12 protein-coding genes are annotated in these 19,982 nt (G+C 65.1%); 10 read left to right on the top strand and 2 right to left on the bottom strand.

From position 1 onward, the window contains the following. Positions 1-4 precede the first annotated feature (4 nt). Complete coding sequence (locus tag CLU87_RS15165; RefSeq protein ID WP_056058647.1) at positions 5-847, bottom strand: symmetrical bis(5'-nucleosyl)-tetraphosphatase; 843 nt, start codon at positions 845-847, stop codon at positions 5-7. Positions 848-882: 35 nt separating this feature from the next. On the opposite strand from CLU87_RS15165, the gene CLU87_RS15160 reads away from it, so the two are divergent. Both CLU87_RS15160 and CLU87_RS15155 read left to right on the top strand, forming a co-directional pair. Then, entirely contained in the window at positions 883-2,178 is a 1,296-nt protein-coding gene (locus tag CLU87_RS15160) for a hemolysin family protein (protein WP_099730992.1), read from the top strand. Positions 2,179-2,337: 159 nt separating this feature from the next. Beyond that, complete coding sequence (locus CLU87_RS15155; RefSeq protein ID WP_099730991.1) at positions 2,338-2,640, top strand: H-NS histone family protein; 303 nt, start codon at positions 2,338-2,340, stop codon at positions 2,638-2,640. Positions 2,641-2,890: 250 nt separating this feature from the next. Here the strand turns inward: CLU87_RS15155 and CLU87_RS15150 are convergent, their stop codons facing one another. Continuing rightward, positions 2,891-3,766, bottom strand: a complete 876-nt coding sequence (locus tag CLU87_RS15150; protein WP_099730990.1) for a helix-turn-helix domain-containing protein — start codon at positions 3,764-3,766, stop codon at positions 2,891-2,893. Positions 3,767-3,876: 110 nt separating this feature from the next. Between CLU87_RS15150 and CLU87_RS15145 the strand changes: the two genes are divergently transcribed. The 8 genes from CLU87_RS15145 (at position 3,877) to CLU87_RS15110 (ending at position 19,897) form a co-directional block, all read left to right on the top strand. After that, on the top strand, positions 3,877-4,284 hold the full coding sequence (locus CLU87_RS15145; protein ID WP_099730989.1) for a hypothetical protein: 408 nt from the start codon (positions 3,877-3,879) through the stop codon (positions 4,282-4,284). A gap of 197 nt (positions 4,285-4,481) precedes the next feature. After that, entirely contained in the window at positions 4,482-7,400 is a 2,919-nt protein-coding gene (locus tag CLU87_RS15140) for an aconitate hydratase (protein ID WP_099730988.1), read from the top strand. Positions 7,401-7,609: 209 nt separating this feature from the next. Beyond that, positions 7,610-10,942 carry an EAL domain-containing protein gene (locus tag CLU87_RS15135; protein ID WP_233193799.1) on the top strand — a complete coding sequence of 1,111 codons (3,333 nt, stop codon included), beginning with the start codon at positions 7,610-7,612 and terminating at the stop codon, positions 10,940-10,942. Beyond that, the gene (locus CLU87_RS15130) at positions 10,939-13,452 is read left to right on the top strand and encodes a bifunctional diguanylate cyclase/phosphodiesterase (protein ID WP_099730986.1); all 2,514 of its coding nucleotides are present in this window, start codon (positions 10,939-10,941) and stop codon (positions 13,450-13,452) included. The genes CLU87_RS15135 and CLU87_RS15130 overlap by 4 nt, the downstream gene beginning before the upstream one ends. A gap of 49 nt (positions 13,453-13,501) precedes the next feature. Further along, on the top strand, positions 13,502-14,713 hold the full coding sequence (locus CLU87_RS15125; RefSeq protein WP_099730985.1) for an FAD-dependent monooxygenase: 1,212 nt from the start codon (positions 13,502-13,504) through the stop codon (positions 14,711-14,713). Between the two features lie 317 nt (positions 14,714-15,030). Beyond that, positions 15,031-16,953, top strand: coding sequence for a PrkA family serine protein kinase (locus CLU87_RS15120; protein ID WP_099730984.1), 1,923 nt, complete (start codon positions 15,031-15,033; stop codon positions 16,951-16,953). A 47-nt stretch (positions 16,954-17,000) separates the two neighbouring features. Next, the gene (locus tag CLU87_RS15115) at positions 17,001-18,269 is read left to right on the top strand and encodes a YeaH/YhbH family protein (RefSeq protein WP_099730983.1); all 1,269 of its coding nucleotides are present in this window, start codon (positions 17,001-17,003) and stop codon (positions 18,267-18,269) included. Beyond that, entirely contained in the window at positions 18,266-19,897 is a 1,632-nt protein-coding gene (locus CLU87_RS15110; RefSeq protein ID WP_099730982.1) for a SpoVR family protein, read from the top strand. The genes CLU87_RS15115 and CLU87_RS15110 overlap by 4 nt, the downstream gene beginning before the upstream one ends. The last annotated feature ends 85 nt before the right edge of the window (positions 19,898-19,982 follow it).

The following is a 19,982-nucleotide window of genomic DNA, read 5'->3' as shown; positions in this document are numbered from 1 at the left end:
CTCTTTAGCCCGGCTGCTGCGCCTGTTCGCAATGCACCTGCAGCAGCTCGCGGTCAGCCAGTGTCGCGCCGAAACGCACGGCGCTCAGGCACCCCCCCCATACACAGCCAGTGTCCAGGCCCAGCAGGTCGCTGCGGTTGAGCCACCCCAGGGTGGACCAGTGGCCAAAGGCCATCAGCGTGCCAGTGGTGCGTCGGCCTGGCACATCAAACCAGGGCATCAGGCCCTCTGGGGCAGCGCTGGCGCTTTCGGTGCTTTCAAAATCCATCACACCGTCGGATGAGCAAAAGCGCATGCGCGTCAGCGCGTTCACGATCACACGCAGCCGGTCGGTGCCTGTGAGGGTATCGCTCCAGTGGTCCGGCGTGTTGCCATACATGCTGTGCAAGAAGGCGGGCAGGTCCGGACTACCCAGCACGGCATGGACCTCCTGCGCGCGTTCCAGGGTGTCCGTAGGGGTCCAGGCGGGGACCACGCCCGCATGCACCATCAGCAGGGTCTGGCCGGCATGCTCGTGGGCCCGCGCCAATGGCTGGTGGCGCAGCCACTCGAGCAAAGCGCTGCGGTCCGGGGCGTCGAGCACCGAGGCCAGGGTGTCGCGGCGCGAGGGTTTGCGCGCGCCGTGTGCGGCAGCGAGCAAGTGCAGGTCGTGGTTGCCCAGCAGGCAGCGGATGGCGTCGCCCTGCTGCATGCAGCGGCGTAGCACGGCGGCGGAGTCGGGGCCGCGGTTGACGAGGTCCCCCAGCAGGTACACCGTGTCACGGCTGGCAGAAAAGCCGATGGTGTCCAGCAGGCGCCCCAGGGCGTCGTCGCAGCCCTGAATGTCGCCGATACAGTAAAGTGCCATGATGGTCGTCGGTTGCAAACCTGATTGAGTGAAGCATGGATTTTCTGCTGATCGCGCTGCTGACCCTGCTCAACGGCGTGTTCGCGATGTCCGAGCTGGCGCTGGCGTCAAGTCGCAGGTCGCGGCTGACCGCCATGGCCGAGGCGGGTGACAAGGGCGCACAGGCCGCTCTGGCGCTGCTTGAGAACCCCACGCAGTTTTTGTCCTCGGTGCAAGTGGGCATCACCTCCATTGGCATGCTCAACGGGATCCTCGGAGAGGCTGCTTTCAGCGATGACCTGGGGCTGTGGCTGCAGCAGCTCGGGATGCCTGTGCGGGCCGCCAGCATCACCGCCACCGCGCTGGTGGTAACCGTCATCACCTTCGTCACCATCGTGTTTGGCGAACTGGTGCCCAAACGCATGGGACAGCTCTATCCCGAGGCGGTGTCCCGCGTGGTGGCGCGACCCATGGCTTGGGTGGCCCGGGTGGCCAAGCCTTTTGTGCGCCTGTTGTCGCTCTCAACCCAAGGGGTGCTGCGCCTGATGCAGGTGGACAACACAGCAGGGCGTTCGGTCACGGAAGAAGAAATCGTTGCCAGCCTGGAAGAAGGGCGCGAGGCCGGTGTGATCGAGCACCATGAGCACCAGATGGTGCAAAACGTCTTTCGCCTGGATGATCGGCCATTGACCTCGCTGATGGTGCCGCGCAGTGATGTGGGCTGGCTCGATGCAGGGTGGTCGGTGTTGCAGGGCTTGCAGCAGGCGGGCCGTGGCGGTGAGCATGCCGCGCATTCGTGGTACCCCGTGTGCCGCAACTCTCTGGACGAGGTGGTGGGTATTGTGAGCGTGGCCCGGTTGCTGGAGCTGGGGCCTGATGCGCCCGGCACGCTGGAACAGTATGTGAAGCCCGCCGCCTTTTTGCCCGAGACCTTGAGCGGCATGGAGCTGCTGGAGCAGTTTCGAGCGCGCTCGGGGCGCATGGTGTTTGTGGTGGACGAATATGGCGTGGTGCAGGGCATCATGACCCCGCACGATCTGCTCGAAGCCATTACCGGTGAATTGCAGCCCGGCGCTGCCGCCGATGCCTGGGCCACCCCGCGTGATGATGGCGCATGGCTGCTGGATGGGCTGATGCCTGTGTCCGAACTCAAGGCGCGCCTGGATATTCGAGATCTGCCGCAGGAAGACCGTGGGCGGTATAACACCCTGGCGGGGTTTTTGATGGCAGAAACGGGGCATTTACCTGCCGTAGGCGAACAGATTGTGTGCGTGGGCTGGATATTCGAGGTGCTGGCCCTGGAGGGCAAACGCATTGACCGCGTATTGGCACAGCCCGACAGCGTACTTTGAAGCCTTTGTGGCTTCTTGGACCACCGGCTGTCCAGATGCTCAATATGCCAGGTAGTATTTTTGTGGTTTCTTAATGCACAATCTTTATCCCGGCGTGTGCTCGCAGCGGTTATCCATATAATCGCCTTGTCACCAACCCCATTTTCTTATTCAGACACCATGACCAGCTACAAAGAACTTTTGAAGCAGCGTGAAGCGCTTGAGCAACAAATCAGCGAAGCCCGTCGCCGAGAATTGTCGGACGCTGTTTCCCAAGTGCGCGCCTTGGTGGCCGAATATGGTCTGACCGCCCAGGATGTGTTCCCCGCAGGCAAGACCGCAGGGAAAACCGGCCGCAGCTCTACCGCAGGTACCAAAGTGGCCCCCAAATACCGCGACCCGGCGACTGGCCAGACATGGACCGGCCGTGGCAAGGCGCCCAAGTGGATTCAGAACGAAAACCGCGAAAAGTTCGCCATCTGAGAACCGGCATTCGCTGCACTCAAAAAAATAGCCCGCAACTGCGGGCTATTTTTTTTGGGGTGGCCTGGCATGGGGCGTAGAACTACCGAGCCTGGCCCAGCATCTGGAGCCTTCATACCTCGCTGGCGACACAAAATCTGCGCCCTGCATTCACTGGGTGGATACCGCAAAAACCGCTATCCCGACCAGCCATTGCCCACGGAACCCAAAAATTCGGTCCGCGTGTTGTTGTTCAACGCACCCCGGGCAGTCAATCCGCAGCATATTGCTGCGCCATCTCCCGCAGTACCTGGGCGGTAAATGCGTCGGCCGGGAAAAACGATTCCACCGCCAGCTCCTGCAGCGTCACATCCACTGGAGTGCCGAATATCGTCGTGGTGCTGATGAGCGACAGCATGCCATGCATGCTATTGAAACAAAACGGCATCACCACACCCAGCATTTCTCCCGCCATGACGAGTGGTGTGGATTCATCGGGCGCGGGGTATTCCAGCAGTTCGGCCTGCAGGGCCAGCAATGCCGGGTCCCCCGTGGCATGAATCTGCTGGCGCAGGCGCTCAAAGAGGTGGTGGCGCCATTGCGCCAGATTGGCGATGCGTGACGCCAGGCCGTTGGGGTGCAGGCTCAGGCGGAACACGTTGATGGGGGGCGCGAGCAGTTCAGGGCTCATGTGCGCGGCCAGCAAGGCCTGCGCTGCGCGGTTGGCAGCCACCACGTTCCAGCAGCGGTCGAGTGCGATGGCGGGGCAGGGCTCATGGCCCTTGAGCACCAGCTCGACGGCTTGGCGCGCTGCGGTCAGTGCCGGGTCGTCCAGCGCGCGTTCTCGGTACATGGGGGCGTAGCCGGCTGCCACCAGCAGTGCGTTGCGTTCGCGCAGTGGGATGGCCAGGCGCTCGCACAGGCGCAGCACCATGTCACGGCTGGGATTGGTGCGGCCGGTTTCCATGAAGCTCACGTGCCGCGTGGAGATGTCTGCCTCGTCGGCCAGCTCCAGCTGACTCAGGTGCCGCTGCTGGCGCCAGGTGCGCAGGTGGTCGCCAAAACTGGCAGGCCCCGCCGCTGCGCTGCGGTGCGGCAGCGGATGGCGCGGGGTGCGGCGAGAAGGGGTGGAGGGTGCGGACGTCATGCCTCGCATCCTAGGCCCAACCAGGCCGCAGGCCATTACCTGCCATGTCATCGACGCCATGCGCCGCAGCAGCAACGATGCAGCCTTCTTCAACCCCCAAGGAGCTTGCCATGTTGAACCTGTTGTCTTCCCCCTCCCTTTTGCGTGCTGTGGTCTGGTTCGATGCGTCCACCGGGCTGCTGTTGGGCGCCTTGCATCTGCTGCTGACGGCGTCGCTGGCCGAATGGCTGGGGCTGCCGCACGGACTGCTGGTGGTGTCCGGCGTCTTGCTGCTGGGCTACGCAGCACTGGCCACCCGCATTGCCCGCGCGCGCACCATGCCGCGCGGAGGGCTGTGGGCGCTGATCGCTGCCAACTTTGGATGGGCGTTGGCCAGCCTGGTGCTGCTGCTCGGTAACGCCGTGGCACCCACGTCGCTGGGCCAGGCGTACCTGGTGGTGCACGTGGTCTCGGTGGCGCTCATTGCTGAGCTGCAGTGGATGGGTGTGCGCCGCCTGCCTGCATGGGCTGCTGCTTAGTTTTTTGCGCTATATATTTGATAGCTATTGAGGCATAAGGATGTAGCGCTTGGGCGGGTTTCTCCGCAAAAATGGTGAAAAGAGCGTCGTATGAGCCTCTGCGCCAGGGCGGCGGGGCACAGCGGCATACCCCCAACGATTGCGCCGTCATGGGGGACTGCCAGAATAGACGCTGTTGCCTTATCAAGGAGTTCGCCATGGCCTCATCGTCCAAGCCGCTAGCCAAACCGTCGTCCCGACCCGCACGCCACGTCTTTGCCAACACGCTCAAGGGCTTCAAAACAGCGTCGGGCAAGGAGGGCAAGTTCTACTCTCTGCCCGCGCTTGCCAAGCAGTTTCCGCAGATCCAGCGTCTGCCGGTGTCGATCCGCGTCGTGCTCGAATCGGTGCTGCGCAATTGCGACGGCCGCAAGGTGACGGCCGAGCATGTGCAACAGCTTGCGCACTGGGCGCCCAATGCCGCGCGCACCGACGAGATCCCTTTTGTCGTCTCGCGCGTGGTGCTGCAGGACTTCACCGGTGTGCCTTTGCTGGCCGATCTGGCCGCCATGCGCAGCGTGGCCGCCAAGCTGGGCAAGAACCCCAAGAAGATCGAGCCCCTGGTGCCGGTGGACCTGGTGGTGGACCACTCGATCATGGTCGACCACTACGGCAAGAAGAATTCGCTCGACCTGAACATGAAGCTCGAATTCCAGCGCAACAAAGAGCGCTACGAGTTCATGAAGTGGGGCATGCAGGCCTTTGACACCTTTGGTGTGGTGCCCCCGGGCTTTGGCATCGTGCACCAGGTCAACCTCGAATACCTGGCGCGCGGCGTGCACAAGCGCAAGGATGGCGTGTACTACCCCGACACCCTGGTGGGCACCGACAGCCACACCACCATGATCAACGGCATCGGCGTGGTGGGCTGGGGCGTGGGCGGCATCGAGGCCGAGGCCGCCATGCTGGGCCAGCCGGTGTACTTCCTCACGCCCGATGTGGTGGGCTTTGAGATGACCGGCCAGCTGCGCGAGGGCGTGACCGCCACCGACCTGGTGCTCACCGTGACCGAGCTGCTGCGCCAGCACAAGGTGGTGGGCAAGTTCGTGGAGTTTTTTGGCGAAGGCACGCGCACCCTGGCGCTGCCCGACCGCGCCACCATCGGCAACATGGCGCCGGAGTACGGCGCCACCATGGGCTTCTTCCCGGTGGACGAAAAGACCATCGACTACTTCAAGGGCACGGGCCGTACCAAGGGCGAGATCGAAGCCTTCGAGGCCTACTTCAAGGCCCAGGGGCTGTTTGGTGTGCCGCTGGCCGGCGAGGTCGACTACTCGCAGGTCGTCAAGCTCGACCTTGGCAGCGTCACCCCCAGCCTGGCGGGCCCCAAGCGTCCGCAAGACCGCATCGAGCTGGGCAAGGTCAGCAGCCAGTTCGCTGAGCTGTTCAGCAAGCCCAACGCGCAAAACGGCTTCAACCGCCCGGCAGAGCTGCTGCACACGCGCCATCACATCCACCGCCATGGCGAAGCTGTCGCCGAAGAGGCTACGCCAGACGGCAAGCCCACGCCGGCCGGCGCACCGCGCTCGGTGGTCGAGATGGAGGCCAACAAACCTGCACTGGCCACTGCGCACGGCGAGGCCCGCGCAGCCACGCTGCCCGCCAAGGGGGCTGACCCCACAGTGGGCAATGGCGACGTGCTGATTGCCGCCATCACCAGCTGCACCAACACCAGCAACCCCAGCGTGCTGCTGGCTGCAGGCCTCTTGGCCAAGAAAGCGGTGGAGGCAGGCCTCAAGGTGCAGCCGCACATCAAGACCTCGCTGGCCCCCGGCTCGCGCATCGTCACCGAATACCTCACGCAGACCGGGCTGCTGCCGTACCTGGAAAAGCTGGGCTTTGCGCTGGCGGGCTATGGCTGCACCACCTGCATCGGCAACGCGGGCGACCTCACCCCGGAATTGAACGAGGTCATCACCAGCAACGATCTGGTCTGCGCAGCCGTGCTGTCGGGCAACCGCAATTTCGAGGCGCGCATCCATCCCAACCTCAAGGCGAACTTTCTGGCCAGTCCGCCGCTGGTGGTGGCGTACGCCATCGCGGGCACGGTGCTCAAAGACCTGATGACCGAACCCGTGGGCAAGGGCAAGGGCGGCAAGGACATCTACCTGGGCGACATCTGGCCCACCAGCGACGAAGTCCACGCACTGCTGAAGTTCGCGATGAACGGCAAGGCCTTCCGCGAGAACTATTCCAAGGTGGCCTCCGACCCCGGCAAGCTGTGGGAGAAGATCAAGGGCGTGAGCGGCACGGCCTACACCTGGCCCGCCAGCACATACATTGCCCAGCCGCCGTTTTTTGCCCAGTTTGCGCTCGACAAAGGCGCTGCGGCCGCGTCGGCGGTGCACAGCGCGCGCATCATGGCGCTGTTCGGCGACTCCATCACCACCGACCACATCTCGCCCGCAGGCTCCATCAAGGAAAGCTCACCCGCAGGCCAGTGGCTGTTGCAGCACGGCGTGCAAAAGGCAGACTTCAACAGCTACGGCGCCCGCCGGGGCAACCATGACGTGATGATGCGCGGCACCTTTGCCAACGTGCGCATCAAGAACCTGATGATTCCGCACACCGCCGATGGCTCGCGCGAAGAGGGCGGCGTCACGTTGTTCCAGAACGATGGTCCGCTGCAGGGCGAGAAGATGTTCATCTTCGATGCCGCCATGCAGTACATGGCGCAGGGCACGCCCACCGTGATTTTTGCGGGCGAAGAGTACGGCACCGGCTCCAGCCGCGACTGGGCCGCCAAGGGCACGCAACTGCTCGGCATCAAGGCGGTGGTGGCGCGCAGCTTTGAGCGCATTCACCGCTCCAACCTCGTTGGCATGGGCGTGTTGCCGCTGCAGTTCAAGGCGGGCGATTCTTGGGAAACGCTGGGCCTGACGGGCAATGAGGTGATTGATGTGGTGCCTGATGCCGCACTCACGCCACAGAGCGATGCGAGGCTGGTCATCCACCGTGCCGACGGCACGCGCCAGGAAGTGACGGTGACCCTGCGCATCGACACCCCCATCGAGGTGGACTACTACCAGGCCGGCGGCATCTTGCCGTTTGTGCTGCGCCAGCTGCTGGAGGGTTGAAGGCCCGCTGCGTCCTTCTTCCTTGCCGCATCGCGCCCCGCGCTGATGCGTGCGCGCAACGCCTGGGCGCAGCGCCGTCCAGGGTTGTCTTGGACGGGGCTTTGGCCCCGTTTTTCATGGTGCGAGCGCTCTGGTCATTTCCTTACGCGTAGATACACTTGTGACGTTGTGCGGCCATTTCGCTGGCACTGCCATTCACCCCTTCGTCCATGCCACCTCCCAACAGCTCTCCGACAGCGCGCATGCCCTGGTCGGATGCGCCCGCCATCACCGTGGTGCTGGTGGTGGCAGTGTTGGCGCTGGTCGTGGTGCCGCTGGCGCAGATGCTGGGGGATGGGGCGGGCGCCCAGCACGGGCTGGAACCGTTGCTGGAGCTGGTGGCGGTGCTGCTGGGACTGCTGGTGGTGTCGGTGTCCCTGCACGCCCTGGAGGCGCAGGAGCAGGAGCGCGCCAATGTACTGGTGGTGGGTTTTGGCGTAGCGGCGGCCTGCAATTTTCTGCACGGGGTGCTGGTGCACTCCGGCCCTGTGCACATGCCGCCGGGCAGTGCCGATATGTCGTTGTGGCTGAGCAGTTGGGCGCGTGTGGCCGAGGCCCTGACCTTGGGGCTCACCGCCACGCGCTTGTCGGCCCCCGGGCCGGCCCGCGCCTGGCTGGCAGCGGTGGGGGGTGTCACGCTGGTGCTGGCAGGGTCGTCGCTGGGGCCGCTGCCCCAGTGGTTTGCCCATGCTGCAGACGGTGCCTTGCGCCAGGTGGTGGCCGTGGGGCTCGCCCTGGCCCTGGCCGCCAGCGCGGTGGTGCTGCATCGCCGCAGCCGCAGTGAAGAGGCACCGCGTGAACGCTTGTTTGCCTGGGCGGCCGGAGCGTTCGTGTGCGGTGAGGTCACGGTGGGCGCGCTGGGGGGGCATTCGATGCTGGGTGGAGTGCTGTCCCATGGCTTTCGGGTGGTGGCGTATGCGCTGCTGTACCAAGCGGTGTTTGATGCAGGCATCCGCCGCCCGTTCGCGCGCATCCAGGAGGCCGAGAGCCGGTTGCGCGAGAGCGAGGGGCGTCTGTCATTGCTGGGGCGCAACCTGCCGCACAGCGTGTTGTTCCAGATCGTGCGCGAGCTGGATGGCCGGGTGCATTTTGTGCACATGGGCGACGCCATCGAACGGCTGAACGGGGTACGCGTCGAAGACGTGTTGCAGGACCCACGCGTGCTTTACAGGCAGATCCTCCCGGAAGACATAGATCGCCTGCGGCAGGCAGAGCGCCAGTCCTACCTGTCCATGACCAGTCTGGAGGCGGTGTTTCGGGTGCGCCGCACCGACGGTCAGGTGCGCTGGATGCACCTGAGTTCGTCGCCGCGCCGGCTGCAGGATGGCCGGGTGCTGTGGGATGGCGTGCAGACCGACATCACCGCCCACCACCAGGCCGAAGAGGCCGCGCACGCCCAGCAGGCGCTCATGGCCAACACGCTGCGCCATGTGCCGGGTGGTGTGTCGCGGATTGATCGGGACTTGCGCGTGCTGTACGTCAATGAACAGCAGGCCCGCTGGCTCTACACCACGCCCCAGGCGCTGGAAGGGCAGCGGCTGCAGGATGTGATCCCGCCCGAAGTGTTCGCGCGCATCCACCCGCATCTAGAAAAAGCCTTTGCGGGCGAGACCGCGGTGTTCGAAAACCGCATTGACGGCCCTGACGGCACACAGTTTCGCCACACCACCATTGCCCCCGAGAGCGTGACGGCGCAAGGGGTGGCAGCCGTGGTGCTGTTTGCCTACGACTTGACGGCGCTCAAGCGCATCGAACAAGAATTGGCCCAGCAGAAGGCGCATCTGGCCAGCGTGGTCAATGCCATGCCGGACATGGTGTTCATGAAGGACACCAACGGGGTGTACCTGTCAGTCAACCCGGTATTCGAGCGTTTTGCGGGCCGGCCCGAACGCGATGTGGTGGGCCGAAACGACTACGACCTGACCAACGCGGCCGAGGCCGAGCGTTTTCGCAAGTACGACCAGCGCGCCATGCAGGCCTGGCAGCCGCTGGTGTATGAGGAAACGCTCACCTTCGCCGAAGACGGCTACCAGGGCCAGTTCGAGACCATCAAGACGCCCATCCGCGATCTGCATGGCCGCGTGACGGGCATCCTGGGCGTGTGCCGCGACATCACAGACCGCAAACGCGCCGAACAAGAGATCGAACGCCTGGCGTTCTACGACGCGCTCACGGGTCTGCCCAACCGCCGCCTGCTGCTGGACCGCCTGCAACGCTCCATCGCCGCCTGCCAGCGCACCAGGAACCTCGGGGCCCTGCTGTTCATCGACCTCGATAACTTCAAAGACCTCAACGACACCCTGGGCCACGACATGGGCGACCAGCTCCTGGCCCAGGTCGCCGCCCGCCTGGTGGGCAGCGTGCGCGAAGCCGACACCGTGGCCCGCTTCGGCGGCGACGAATTCGTCGTCATGCTCGAAGCCCTGGCCCCTGACCTGCAAAACGCCGCCACCCAGGCAGAAACCGTCGCCGAAAAACTCCTGGCCAGCCTGAACCAGCCCTTTGACCTGGACGGCGCCCAGCACTACAGCACCCCCAGCATCGGCATCACCCTCTTTGGCGACGAACGCCTCACCGTGGACGAACTCCTCAAGCGCGCCGACCTGGCCATGTACCAGGCCAAAGCCGCAGGACGCAACACCCAGCGCTTCTTCGACCCCGACATGCAGGCGGCCGTCAACGCCCGCTCCAACCTCGAAGCCGACCTGCGCCAGGGCCTGGCCCGGGGCGAATTGCTCGTGCACTACCAGCCCGTCGTGGACCACCACGCCCGCCTGCTGGGCGCAGAAGCCCTGGTGCGCTGGCGCCACCCCCAGCGCGGCATGATCAGCCCCGGCGACTTCATCCCCCTGGCAGAACAGACCGGCCTCATCCTCCCCCTGGGCCAATACGTGCTCCAGACCGCCTGCGAACAACTGCAGCGCTGGAGCCAGCACCCGGACACCGCCCACCTGTCCATCTCCGTCAACGTCAGCGCCCGCCAATTCCGGCAACCCGGCTTCGTGGCCGAAGTGCTGCAAACCCTGAAGAACCACAACGCAGACCCCCGGCAACTCAAACTCGAACTCACCGAAAGCCTGCTGCTGGGAGACATCGAAGACACCATCGCGCGCATGGTGCAGCTCAAAAGCGAAGGCGTGGGGTTTGCGCTGGATGACTTCGGCACCGGCTACTCGTCCCTGTCCTACCTCAAGCGCCTGCCGCTGGACCAAGTGAAGATCGACCAGAGCTTCGTGCGGGACGTGCTGACGGACCCGAACGACGCGGCGATCGTGCGGACGATCCTGGCGCTGGCCAAGAGCCTGGATTTGGAGGTGGTGGCGGAGGGGGTGGAGACGACGGGGCAGCTGTCGTTCCTGAGGCTGCACGGGTGCGAGGGGTTCCAGGGGTATCTGTTTGGAAGGCCTGGGCCCGTCGAACTGTTCGAGCGTGAGCATCTGCCGGGCCATTCAGCCCCCTCGCTGCCGACCGCTCTGCCCGCATCGCAGGAGCCGCAGCCATGAACGGTGTGGGCATCCTGTGGGTGGACATTGACACCCAGCATGCGGCGGCTGCGCGGCGGCTCATGGCAACGCGTTACCCCGACTGGCGGGTGGTCAACAGCCCCACGCCAGAAACCGCCAAGGCTCCCCTCGCCAGCCAGGCCTGGGATGCCGTGGTGCTGTGCCTCAAGCCCACCGACCAGGAACTGCCCGGCCTGCTGGAGCTGTGCGCTGGCCGCCCGGTGCTGATGTGCATCGATGCAGCGCAAGAGGCCCTGGCTGCGCGCGCCTTTCGCTGCGGGCTGGGCGACTATGTGCTGCGCGAGGCCGATGGCGTAGCGCACCTGAGCGAGCTGCTCAACCGCCTGGTGGCGCTGGTGCAAGGCGCCAAGGGGCAGGGCCAGCCCGTGCGCATGGTGGATGCCCGCATCTGGCAAGAGGCTCTGACCATGCTGCAGGAGCAGCGCTCAGCCCTGCAGGCCACGCTGGCCAGCATGAGCCAGGGCATCTTCAAGACCGGGCCCGATGGCCGCATCACCGTCTACAACGAGCGCGTGCTGGAGCTGCTGAACTTGCCCGAGTCGCTGATGGCCACCCGCCCCACTCTTGCTGACCTGACGCGCGTGCAGGCCGAGCGCGGTGACTTTGGCGAGGGCTATAGCCTGGTGGACCGCCGCGGACACGACTACGTGGCACAGGGGGCTGTCGCTGCTGCCCCGGCGCTGTACTGGCGTACCACACGCGATGGCCGTACGTTCGAGGTCCGCACCACCACGCTGGCCGATGGCAGCCTGGTGCGTACGTTTGCCGATGTGAGCGACTACGTGCGTGTGGAGAACGAGCTGCGCGAGAGCGAGGCGCGCTTCCGGTCCCTGAGCGACCTGTCGTCCGACTGGTACTGGGAGCACGATGCCGAGGGCCGCTTTGTGCAACTGGCGGGCGACCTGAGCGTGAACGGCATTCCGCTGTCGGACGTGATGGGGCGCACGCGCTGGGAGATCGGCGCCCTGAACATGACCGATGCCGACTGGGCTGCGCACCGCGCGGTGCTGGCCGCGCACCAGCCGTTCCGCGACCTGGAGCTGCAACGCCGGCGCGCGGACGGCAGCATGCACTGGATCTCGGTCAGCGGCGTGCCGGTGTTTGATGCCAATGGCGCGCTGCGTGGCTACCGGGGCGTGGGCCGCGACATCACCGAACGCAAGCAGGTCGAGAGCCAGATCGAACGCCTGGCGTTCTATGACTCGCTGACCGGTCTGCCCAACCGCCGCTTGCTGGTGGACCGGCTGCAACACGCCACGCTGGCGGTTGCGCGCTCTGACACCCAGGGCGCGCTGCTGTTCATTGACCTCGACAACTTCAAGGACCTCAACGACACGCTGGGCCATGACACCGGCGACCAATTGCTGCTGCAGGTGGCGCAGCGCCTGAAGGGCTGCGTTCGGGAGTCCGACACCGTGGCCCGTTTTGGTGGCGACGAGTTCGTGGTGCTGGTGGAGGGCCTCAGCCCCGACCCCGCCCACGCAAGCGCCGAGGCTGCGCTGGTGGCCAGCCACATCATCACCACGCTGGGCAAGCCCTATGCGCTGGGCGATGCCAGCCACCACAGCACACCCAGCATAGGCATCGCGCTGTTTGGCCAGCAGACCGTGAGCGTGGATGAGCTGCTCAAACATGCCGACCTGGCCATGTACCAGGCCAAGGCGGCGGGGCGCAACACCCAGCGCTTCTTCGACCCCGACATGCAAGCGGCCGTGAGCAACCGCTCGGCCCTGGAGGCCGACCTGCGCCGCGGCCTGCAAGACAAGGAGCTGGTGCTGTACTACCAGCCGGTGGTGGACGGCAAGGGCCGCCTGCAGGGCGCCGAGGCCCTGGTGCGCTGGCGCCACCCACGACGGGGCATGGTCTCACCCGCCGAATTCATACCGCTGGCGGAGCAGACCGGGCTCATCCTGCCGTTGGGGCAATGGGTGATGGAGACGGCCTGTGCACAGCTGGTGGCTTGGCAGCGCAGCTCGCTCACGCGACAGTTCTTCCTGTCGGTGAACGTGAGCGTGCGGCAGTTCCGCCAGCCCGACTTTGTGGAGCAAGTGCTGGGCGTGCTCGATGCCACGGGCGCCAACCCGGAGCGCCTCAAGCTCGAACTCACCGAGAGCCTCTTGATGGCCGATGTCGAAGATGTGATTGCGCGCATGGAGCATCTGCGCCGCTACGGCGTAGGCTTCTCGCTGGACGACTTTGGCACCGGCTATTCCAGCCTGAGCTACCTCAAGCGCTTGCCGCTCGACCAGCTCAAGATCGACCAGGGTTTTGTGCGTGACCTGCAGACCGACCCCAACGACGCCGCCATCGTGCGCACCATCCTGGCCTTGGCCGACAGCCTGGACCTGGCGGTGGTGGCTGAGGGCGTGGAGACCACGGGCCAGCTGGAGTTCTTGCAGCGCTACGGCTGCAAGGCCTTTCAGGGCTACCTGTTTGGCCGGCCCATGCCCGCCGAAGTGCTGGAGCGTGCGCTACGGCCTGCGCTATGACCTGCGCTAAGGCAAAGGCTACCCAGCGCGCGCAGTTCACAATCGCGCCATGAAAAAACAGGTGTTGGTCGCCGGTGGCGGCATTGGCGGCTTGGCTGCTGCGTTGGGCGCATCCCGGGCCGGGTGGGAGGTGCGGCTGTACGAGCGCGCTGCTGCGTTCAGCGAAGTGGGTGCGGGCGTGCAGATCGGGCCCAACGTGGTGCGCCGCTTGCAGGCCTGGGGTCTGCAGCAGCCGCTGCAGGCGGTGGCTGCCTTCCCCAGCCGGTTGCAGGTGCGCAACGCCGTCAGCGGCCAAGAGCTGGCCGTGTTGCCCCTGGGGCCCACGGCGGTGGAGCGCTATGGCGCGGCCTACGCCACCATTCACCGAGCGGACCTGCATGGCTTGTTGCTGTCCGCCGTGACCAAGTACACCGACACGCAATGGCATCTGGAGCATGCGATCGACAGCTTTGCCGATGCCGACGGCGTGGTCACCGTGCGCACCAGCCGGGGCAAGCAGGTTGAGGGCGATGCCCTGATCGGTGCCGATGGCCTGTGGAGCCGCACGCGCACCCAGCTTCTGGGCGCGGTACCGCCACGCGTGACGGGGCACCTGGCCTACCGCGCGCTGGTGCCGCAGCATGTGCTGCCCGACGCCTTGCGCACGGCGCAGGTCACCGCCTGGCTGGGCCCGCGCCTGCACGCGGTGCAGTACCCCGTGCGTCGGGGCGAGCTGCAAAACCTGGTGGTCATTGTGCAAGGGCCCGCACCGCAAGACCTGGAGAACTGGGACCACGCCGCCAATGCCGCAGGCCTGGAGCACGCACTGCAAGGCACCTGCACCGCGCTGCAGGACGTGGTGCGCAGTGTGAGTGCCGCAGGTGGGGCGGGCTGGCGCCTGTGGCCCTTGTGTGACCGCCCGCCGGTGCGCAGCGCCGACGAGATGGCACAAGGCCTGGTGGGCCTGCTGGGCGATGCCGCGCACCCCATGCGGCCGTACCTGGCCCAGGGCGCGGGCATGGCGATTGAAGACGCGGCCGAGTTGCAGCGTGCTTTGGCCATGCACGACCTCGATGTGCCGCTGCGTCTGCGCCGCTATGCGCTCAACCGCTGGCAGCGCAACGCGCGAGTGCAGGCACGGTCGACACGCAATGGCCGCATCTTCCACGCCACGGGGCCGGTGCGCTGGGGGCGCGACCTGTCGCTGCGCCTGCTGGGCGAGCGCCTGCTGGATGTTCCCTGGTTGTACCGGGGCGACGGCTCCAGCGCCAGTTCGTTGTGACGGTTGGCGTGCGGGAGGCGCACTGCGGATAAGCCTTAGGCGCATGGCCCATGCATGCGTTATCAACCGGACATTCCAGTTGTCAGGACATTCCCTATCCGTTGCAACCCGCGAGCACGTTTTGCAGGGTGAACTTTGCGCAGTGTGCCACGCTCTATCCCTGTGTGTGCAATGCCACAAAAAGGCCGGCCACACGCCCGCGAATTTGCTGTTCAAGCGCAGGTCGTGGTGCTACAAAGAGCCAAGCCGGTAGCGATTGCCAATGCAACACCGTGGTACCACCTGAGCCCGCCAGGGGTGCCGCTACAGGAGGTCGTATGGATGCCATCAGCAACTTCGCCGCGCGCTATGCCCGTAGCCGCGAAGAGGAAATGTCGATCGACGAGTACCTCGCCGAGTGCAAGCGTGACCCCATGGCCTATGCCACATCGGCCCAGCGCATGCTGGCAGCGATTGGCGAGCCCGAGATGGTGGACACGCGCAACGACCCGCGCCTGTCGCGGCTCTTTGCCAACAAGGTCATCAAGCGCTACCCCGCTTTCACCGAGTTCTACGGCATGGAGGAGTCCATCGAGCAGGTGGTGAGCTTCTTCCGCCATGCCGCGCAGGGGCTGGAGGAGCGCAAGCAGATCCTCTACCTGCTGGGCCCTGTGGGCGGTGGCAAAAGCTCCATTGCAGAGCGCCTCAAGGCGCTGATGCAGAAGGTGCCGTTCTATGCGCTCAAGGGCTCGCCGGTCAACGAATCACCGCTGGGTCTGTTCGACGCCGCAGAAGACGGCCCGGTGCTGGAGGAGCAGTTCGGCATTCCGCGCCGCTACCTGCAGCGCGTGCTGTCGCCTTGGGCGGTGAAGCGGCTGGAAGAGTACGGCGGTGACATCCGCCAGTTCCGGGTGGTCAAGCGCTACCCCAGCGTGCTCAAGCAGGTGGGCATTGCCAAGACCGAGCCGGGCGACGAGAACAACCAGGACATCTCCAGCCTGGTGGGCAAGGTGGACATCCGCAAGCTCGAAACCTTTGCACAGGACGATACCGACGCCTACAGCTACAGCGGCGGCTTGTGTCTGGCCAACCAGGGGCTGCTCGAATTCGTGGAAATGTTCAAGGCGCCCATCAAGGTGCTGCATCCGTTGCTCACGGCCACGCAGGAGGGCAACTACAAGGGCACCGAAGGTTTTGGGGCGATTCCGTTTGATGGCGTGGTGCTGGCCCACAGCAACGAAAGCGAGTGGAAGGCGTTTCGCAACAACAAGAACAACGAGGCGTTTCTCGACCGCATCTACATCGTCAAGGTGCCGTACTGCCTGCGCGTGAGCGAGGAGATCCGCATCTACGAAAAGCTCATCCGCGAATCGTCGCTGGGCAACGCCGTGTGTGCGCCCGGTACGCTCAAGATGATGGCCCAGTTCGCCATCCTCACGCGCCTGAAAGAGCCCGAGAACTCCAGCATCTTCAGCAAGATGCAGGTGTACGACGGCGAGAGCCTCAAGGACACCGACCCGCGCGCCAAGAGCTACCAGGAGTACCGCGACTACGCGGGCGTGGACGAGGGCATGACGGGCATCTCCACCCGCTTTGCGTTCAAGATTTTGTCCAAGGTGTTCAACTTCGACAGCGCCGAGGTGGCCGCCAACCCGGTGCACCTGATGTATGTGCTGGAGCAGCAGATCGAGCGCGAGCAGTTCGCCACCGATCTGGAGACCAAGTACACCGGCCACATCAAGGAGTTCCTGTCGCCGCGCTATGCCGAGTTCATTGGCAAGGAGATCCAGACGGCCTACCTGGAAAGCTACAGCGAATACGGTCAGAACATCTTCGACCGCTACGTCACCTACGCCGACTACTGGATCCAGGACAACGAGTACCGCGACACCGACACCGGCGAGGTGTTCGACCGCAGCGCGCTCAACGCCGAGCTGGAGAAGATCGAGAAGCCCGCAGGCATCGCCAACCCCAAGGACTTCCGCAACGAGATCGTCAACTTTGTGCTGCGCGCGCGCGCCAACAACCAGGGCAAGAACCCCAGCTGGACGAGCTACGAAAAACTGCGGCTGGTGATCGAGAAGAAGATGTTCTCCAACACCGAAGAGCTGCTGCCGGTGATCAGCTTCAACGCCAAGGCCAGCGCCGAAGAGGCCCGCAAGCACGAGGACTTCGTCACCCGCATGGTGAACAAGGGCTACACGCCCAAGCAGGTGCGGCTGCTGTGCGAGTGGTACCTGCGCGTGCGCAAGAGTAGCTAGGGTCGGTGCCTGGGCCACAGGCCCTGCATGGGGAACGGGAGCAACGGATGGCATTGCAAATCATCGACCGCAGGCTCGCTGGCAAGAACAAGTCGGTGGGCAACCGCGAGCGATTTGTTCGCCGCTACAAGGAACAGATCGCGGATGCGGTGCGCCGCGCCGTCTCGCAACGCGGCATCCGCGACATGGAGCAGGCCGAGAGCATCACCATCCCGCGCAAGGACATCAGCGAGCCCGTCTTCCACCACGGTCAGGGCGGCATCCGCGACACCGTGCACCCCGGCAATGCAGAGCATGTGCGTGGCGACCGCATCGAGCGGCCCCAGGGCGGTGCGGGTGGGCGCGGATCGCAGGCCAGCGACAGCGGCGAGGGCGAAGACGACTTCACCTTCACGCTGACCAAGGAAGAGTTCATGCAGCTCTTTTTTGAAGACCTCGCACTGCCGCACCTGCTGCGCACCCACATTGGCGAGAACCCGCAGTGGAAGTCGCGCCGCGCAGGCTACAGCCAGGACGGCATCCCCAACAACCTGGCCGTGCTGCGCACCATGCGCGGCGCTTTGGGTCGGCGCATTGCACTGGGCAAGTCGGCGCACCGCGAGCTGCTGGCGCTGCAGGCCGAACTGGACGCCCTGCTGGCGCAGGACGACGGCACCAGCGAGGCGGTGGCTGAGTTGCAGCGCCGCATCGATGTGCTCACGGCGCGCATCGGCAAGATTCCGTACCTCGACCCCATCGACCTGCGCTTTCGTGCGCGCACGCCGGTGCCCGTGCCCAGCAGCCAGGCGGTGATGTTCTGCGTGATGGATGTGTCGGGCTCCATGGACGAGACGCGCAAGGAGCTGGCCAAGCGGTTCTTCATCCTGCTGTACCTGTTCCTCACGCGGCACTACGAGACCATCGACATCGTGTTCATCCGCCACCACACCCAGGCGGCCGAGGTGAGCGAGGAGCAGTTCTTTCATTCCACCGAAAGCGGCGGCACGGTGGTGAGCAGCGCGCTGGTGCTGCTGGACCAGATCATCCGTGCACGCTACCCGCAGGGCGACTGGAACATTTACGTGGCCCAGGCCAGCGATGGTGACAACTTCACCAACGACAGCGGCGTCTGCCGCAACCTGCTGGTGGACAAGATCCTGCCGCTGGTGCGCTACTTTGCCTATGTGCAGGTGGCCGAGGAAGAACAGAACCTGTGGGACGAGTACAGCCAGCTCGCGCCGCTGTACTCCCACTTTGCGATGCGCAAGGTCTCCGCACCCGGTGACATCTACCCGGTATTCCGCGATCTCTTCAAGAAAGAGGGGGTGGCCGCATGAGCAACGTTGTGCAGTACCCTGTGCTGGAGCGCCGCCTCAGCGACAACCCCTGGAAGGCCGCTGCCGTGGGCGAGCGCCGCCACCGTGCCGTGCCCGGCCAGCCGCTGCCTGCAGGCGCGCGGCCGGCCGAGCCGTTGCCCGACCCGAGCGACTGGACGTTCGAGCTGATCGAGCGCTACCACGCGGCCATTGCCGCCACGGCCGAGCGCTTTGGTCTCGACACCTACCCCAACCAGCTGGAGATCATCACCGCCGAACAGATGATGGACGCCTACTCCAGCGTGGGCATGCCGGTGAACTACCGGCACTGGAGCTACGGCAAGGAGTTTCTGGCCACGGAACGGCGCTACCGGCGCGGGCACATGGGCCTGGCGTACGAGATCGTCATCAACTCCAACCCCTGCATCAGCTACCTGATGGAGGAGAACACTACCGCCATGCAGGCGCTGGTGATTGCGCATGCCGCCTATGGTCACAACAGCTTCTTCAAGGGCAACTACCTGTTTCGCATGTGGACCGATGCGTCCAGCATCATCGACTACCTGGTGTATGCCAAGGACTATGTGGCCCAGTGTGAGGAGCGCTACGGCACGGGCGAAGTGGAGCGCCTGCTCGACTCCTGCCATGCCTTGGCCAACTTTGGCGTGGACCGCTATCGCCGCCCGTCCAAGAAGAACCTGGCGCGCGAGCGGCTTGAACGCGCGCAGCGCGAGGCCTACGCCCAGCAGCAGGTGAACGAGCTGTGGCGCACCCTGCCCACGCGCCCCGGCAAGGAAGGTGCGGCGCAAGAGGCCGACCGCTTCCCCAGGGAGCCGCAAGAGAACATCCTGTACTTCATCGAAAAAAACGCGCCCCTGCTGGAGCCCTGGCAGCGCGAAATAGTGCGCATCGTGCGCAAGATCGCCCAATATTTCTACCCCCAGCGCCAGACCCAGGTCATGAACGAGGGCTGGGCCACGTTCTGGCACTACACGCTGCTCAACACGCTGTACGACGAGGGGTATCTGAGCGACGGCGTGATGATCGAATGGCTGGGCTCGCACACCAACGTGGTCTACCAGCCACCCGTGGGGCACCGTGCCTATAGCGGCATCAACCCCTACGCGCTGGGGTTTGCCATGTACCGCGACATTCAGCGCATCTGCCAGCACCCCACCGAGGAGGACCGGCACTGGTTCCCCGATATTGCTGGCACCCCCTGGCTGCCTGCGCTCGACCATGCCATGCGCAACTTCAAGGACGAGAGCTTCATCGGCCAGTACCTCAGCCCGCACCTGATGCGCGAGATGCGCCTGTTTGCGCTGCATGACGACGCTGGCGAGCGCGATCTGGTGGTCAGCGAGATCCACGACGAAAACGGCTACCGCAGCCTGCGCCAGATGCTGTCGCAGCAGTACGACCTGGGCACGCGCGAGCCCAACATCCAGGTGTGGAACGTGAACCTGCGCGGCGACCGCAGCCTGACCCTGCGCCACACCCAGTACCAGGGCCGCCCGCTGGCCGACGACACCCAGGAGGTGCTCAAGCACGTGGCGCGGCTGTGGGGCTTTGGGGTGCAGGTCGAGAGTGCGGACGCCGATGGCAACCACCCGGTGCTGCTGCACCAGGTGCCCGCCTCAGCCACCTGACCGGGCTGCGCTGGCACCTGCGCGGCGATTGAGGGAAGATCGCTCTGTTTTTGATAGCTGCCAGCGCATGATGTACTAGCGCTAC

It is taken from the genome of Acidovorax sp. 59, from assembly GCF_002754175.1.
Lineage (GTDB): Bacteria > Pseudomonadota > Gammaproteobacteria > Burkholderiales > Burkholderiaceae_C > Acidovorax > Acidovorax delafieldii.
The sequence above is the reverse complement of the archived record's forward strand: the minus strand, read 5'-3'. Positions and strand labels throughout refer to the sequence as shown.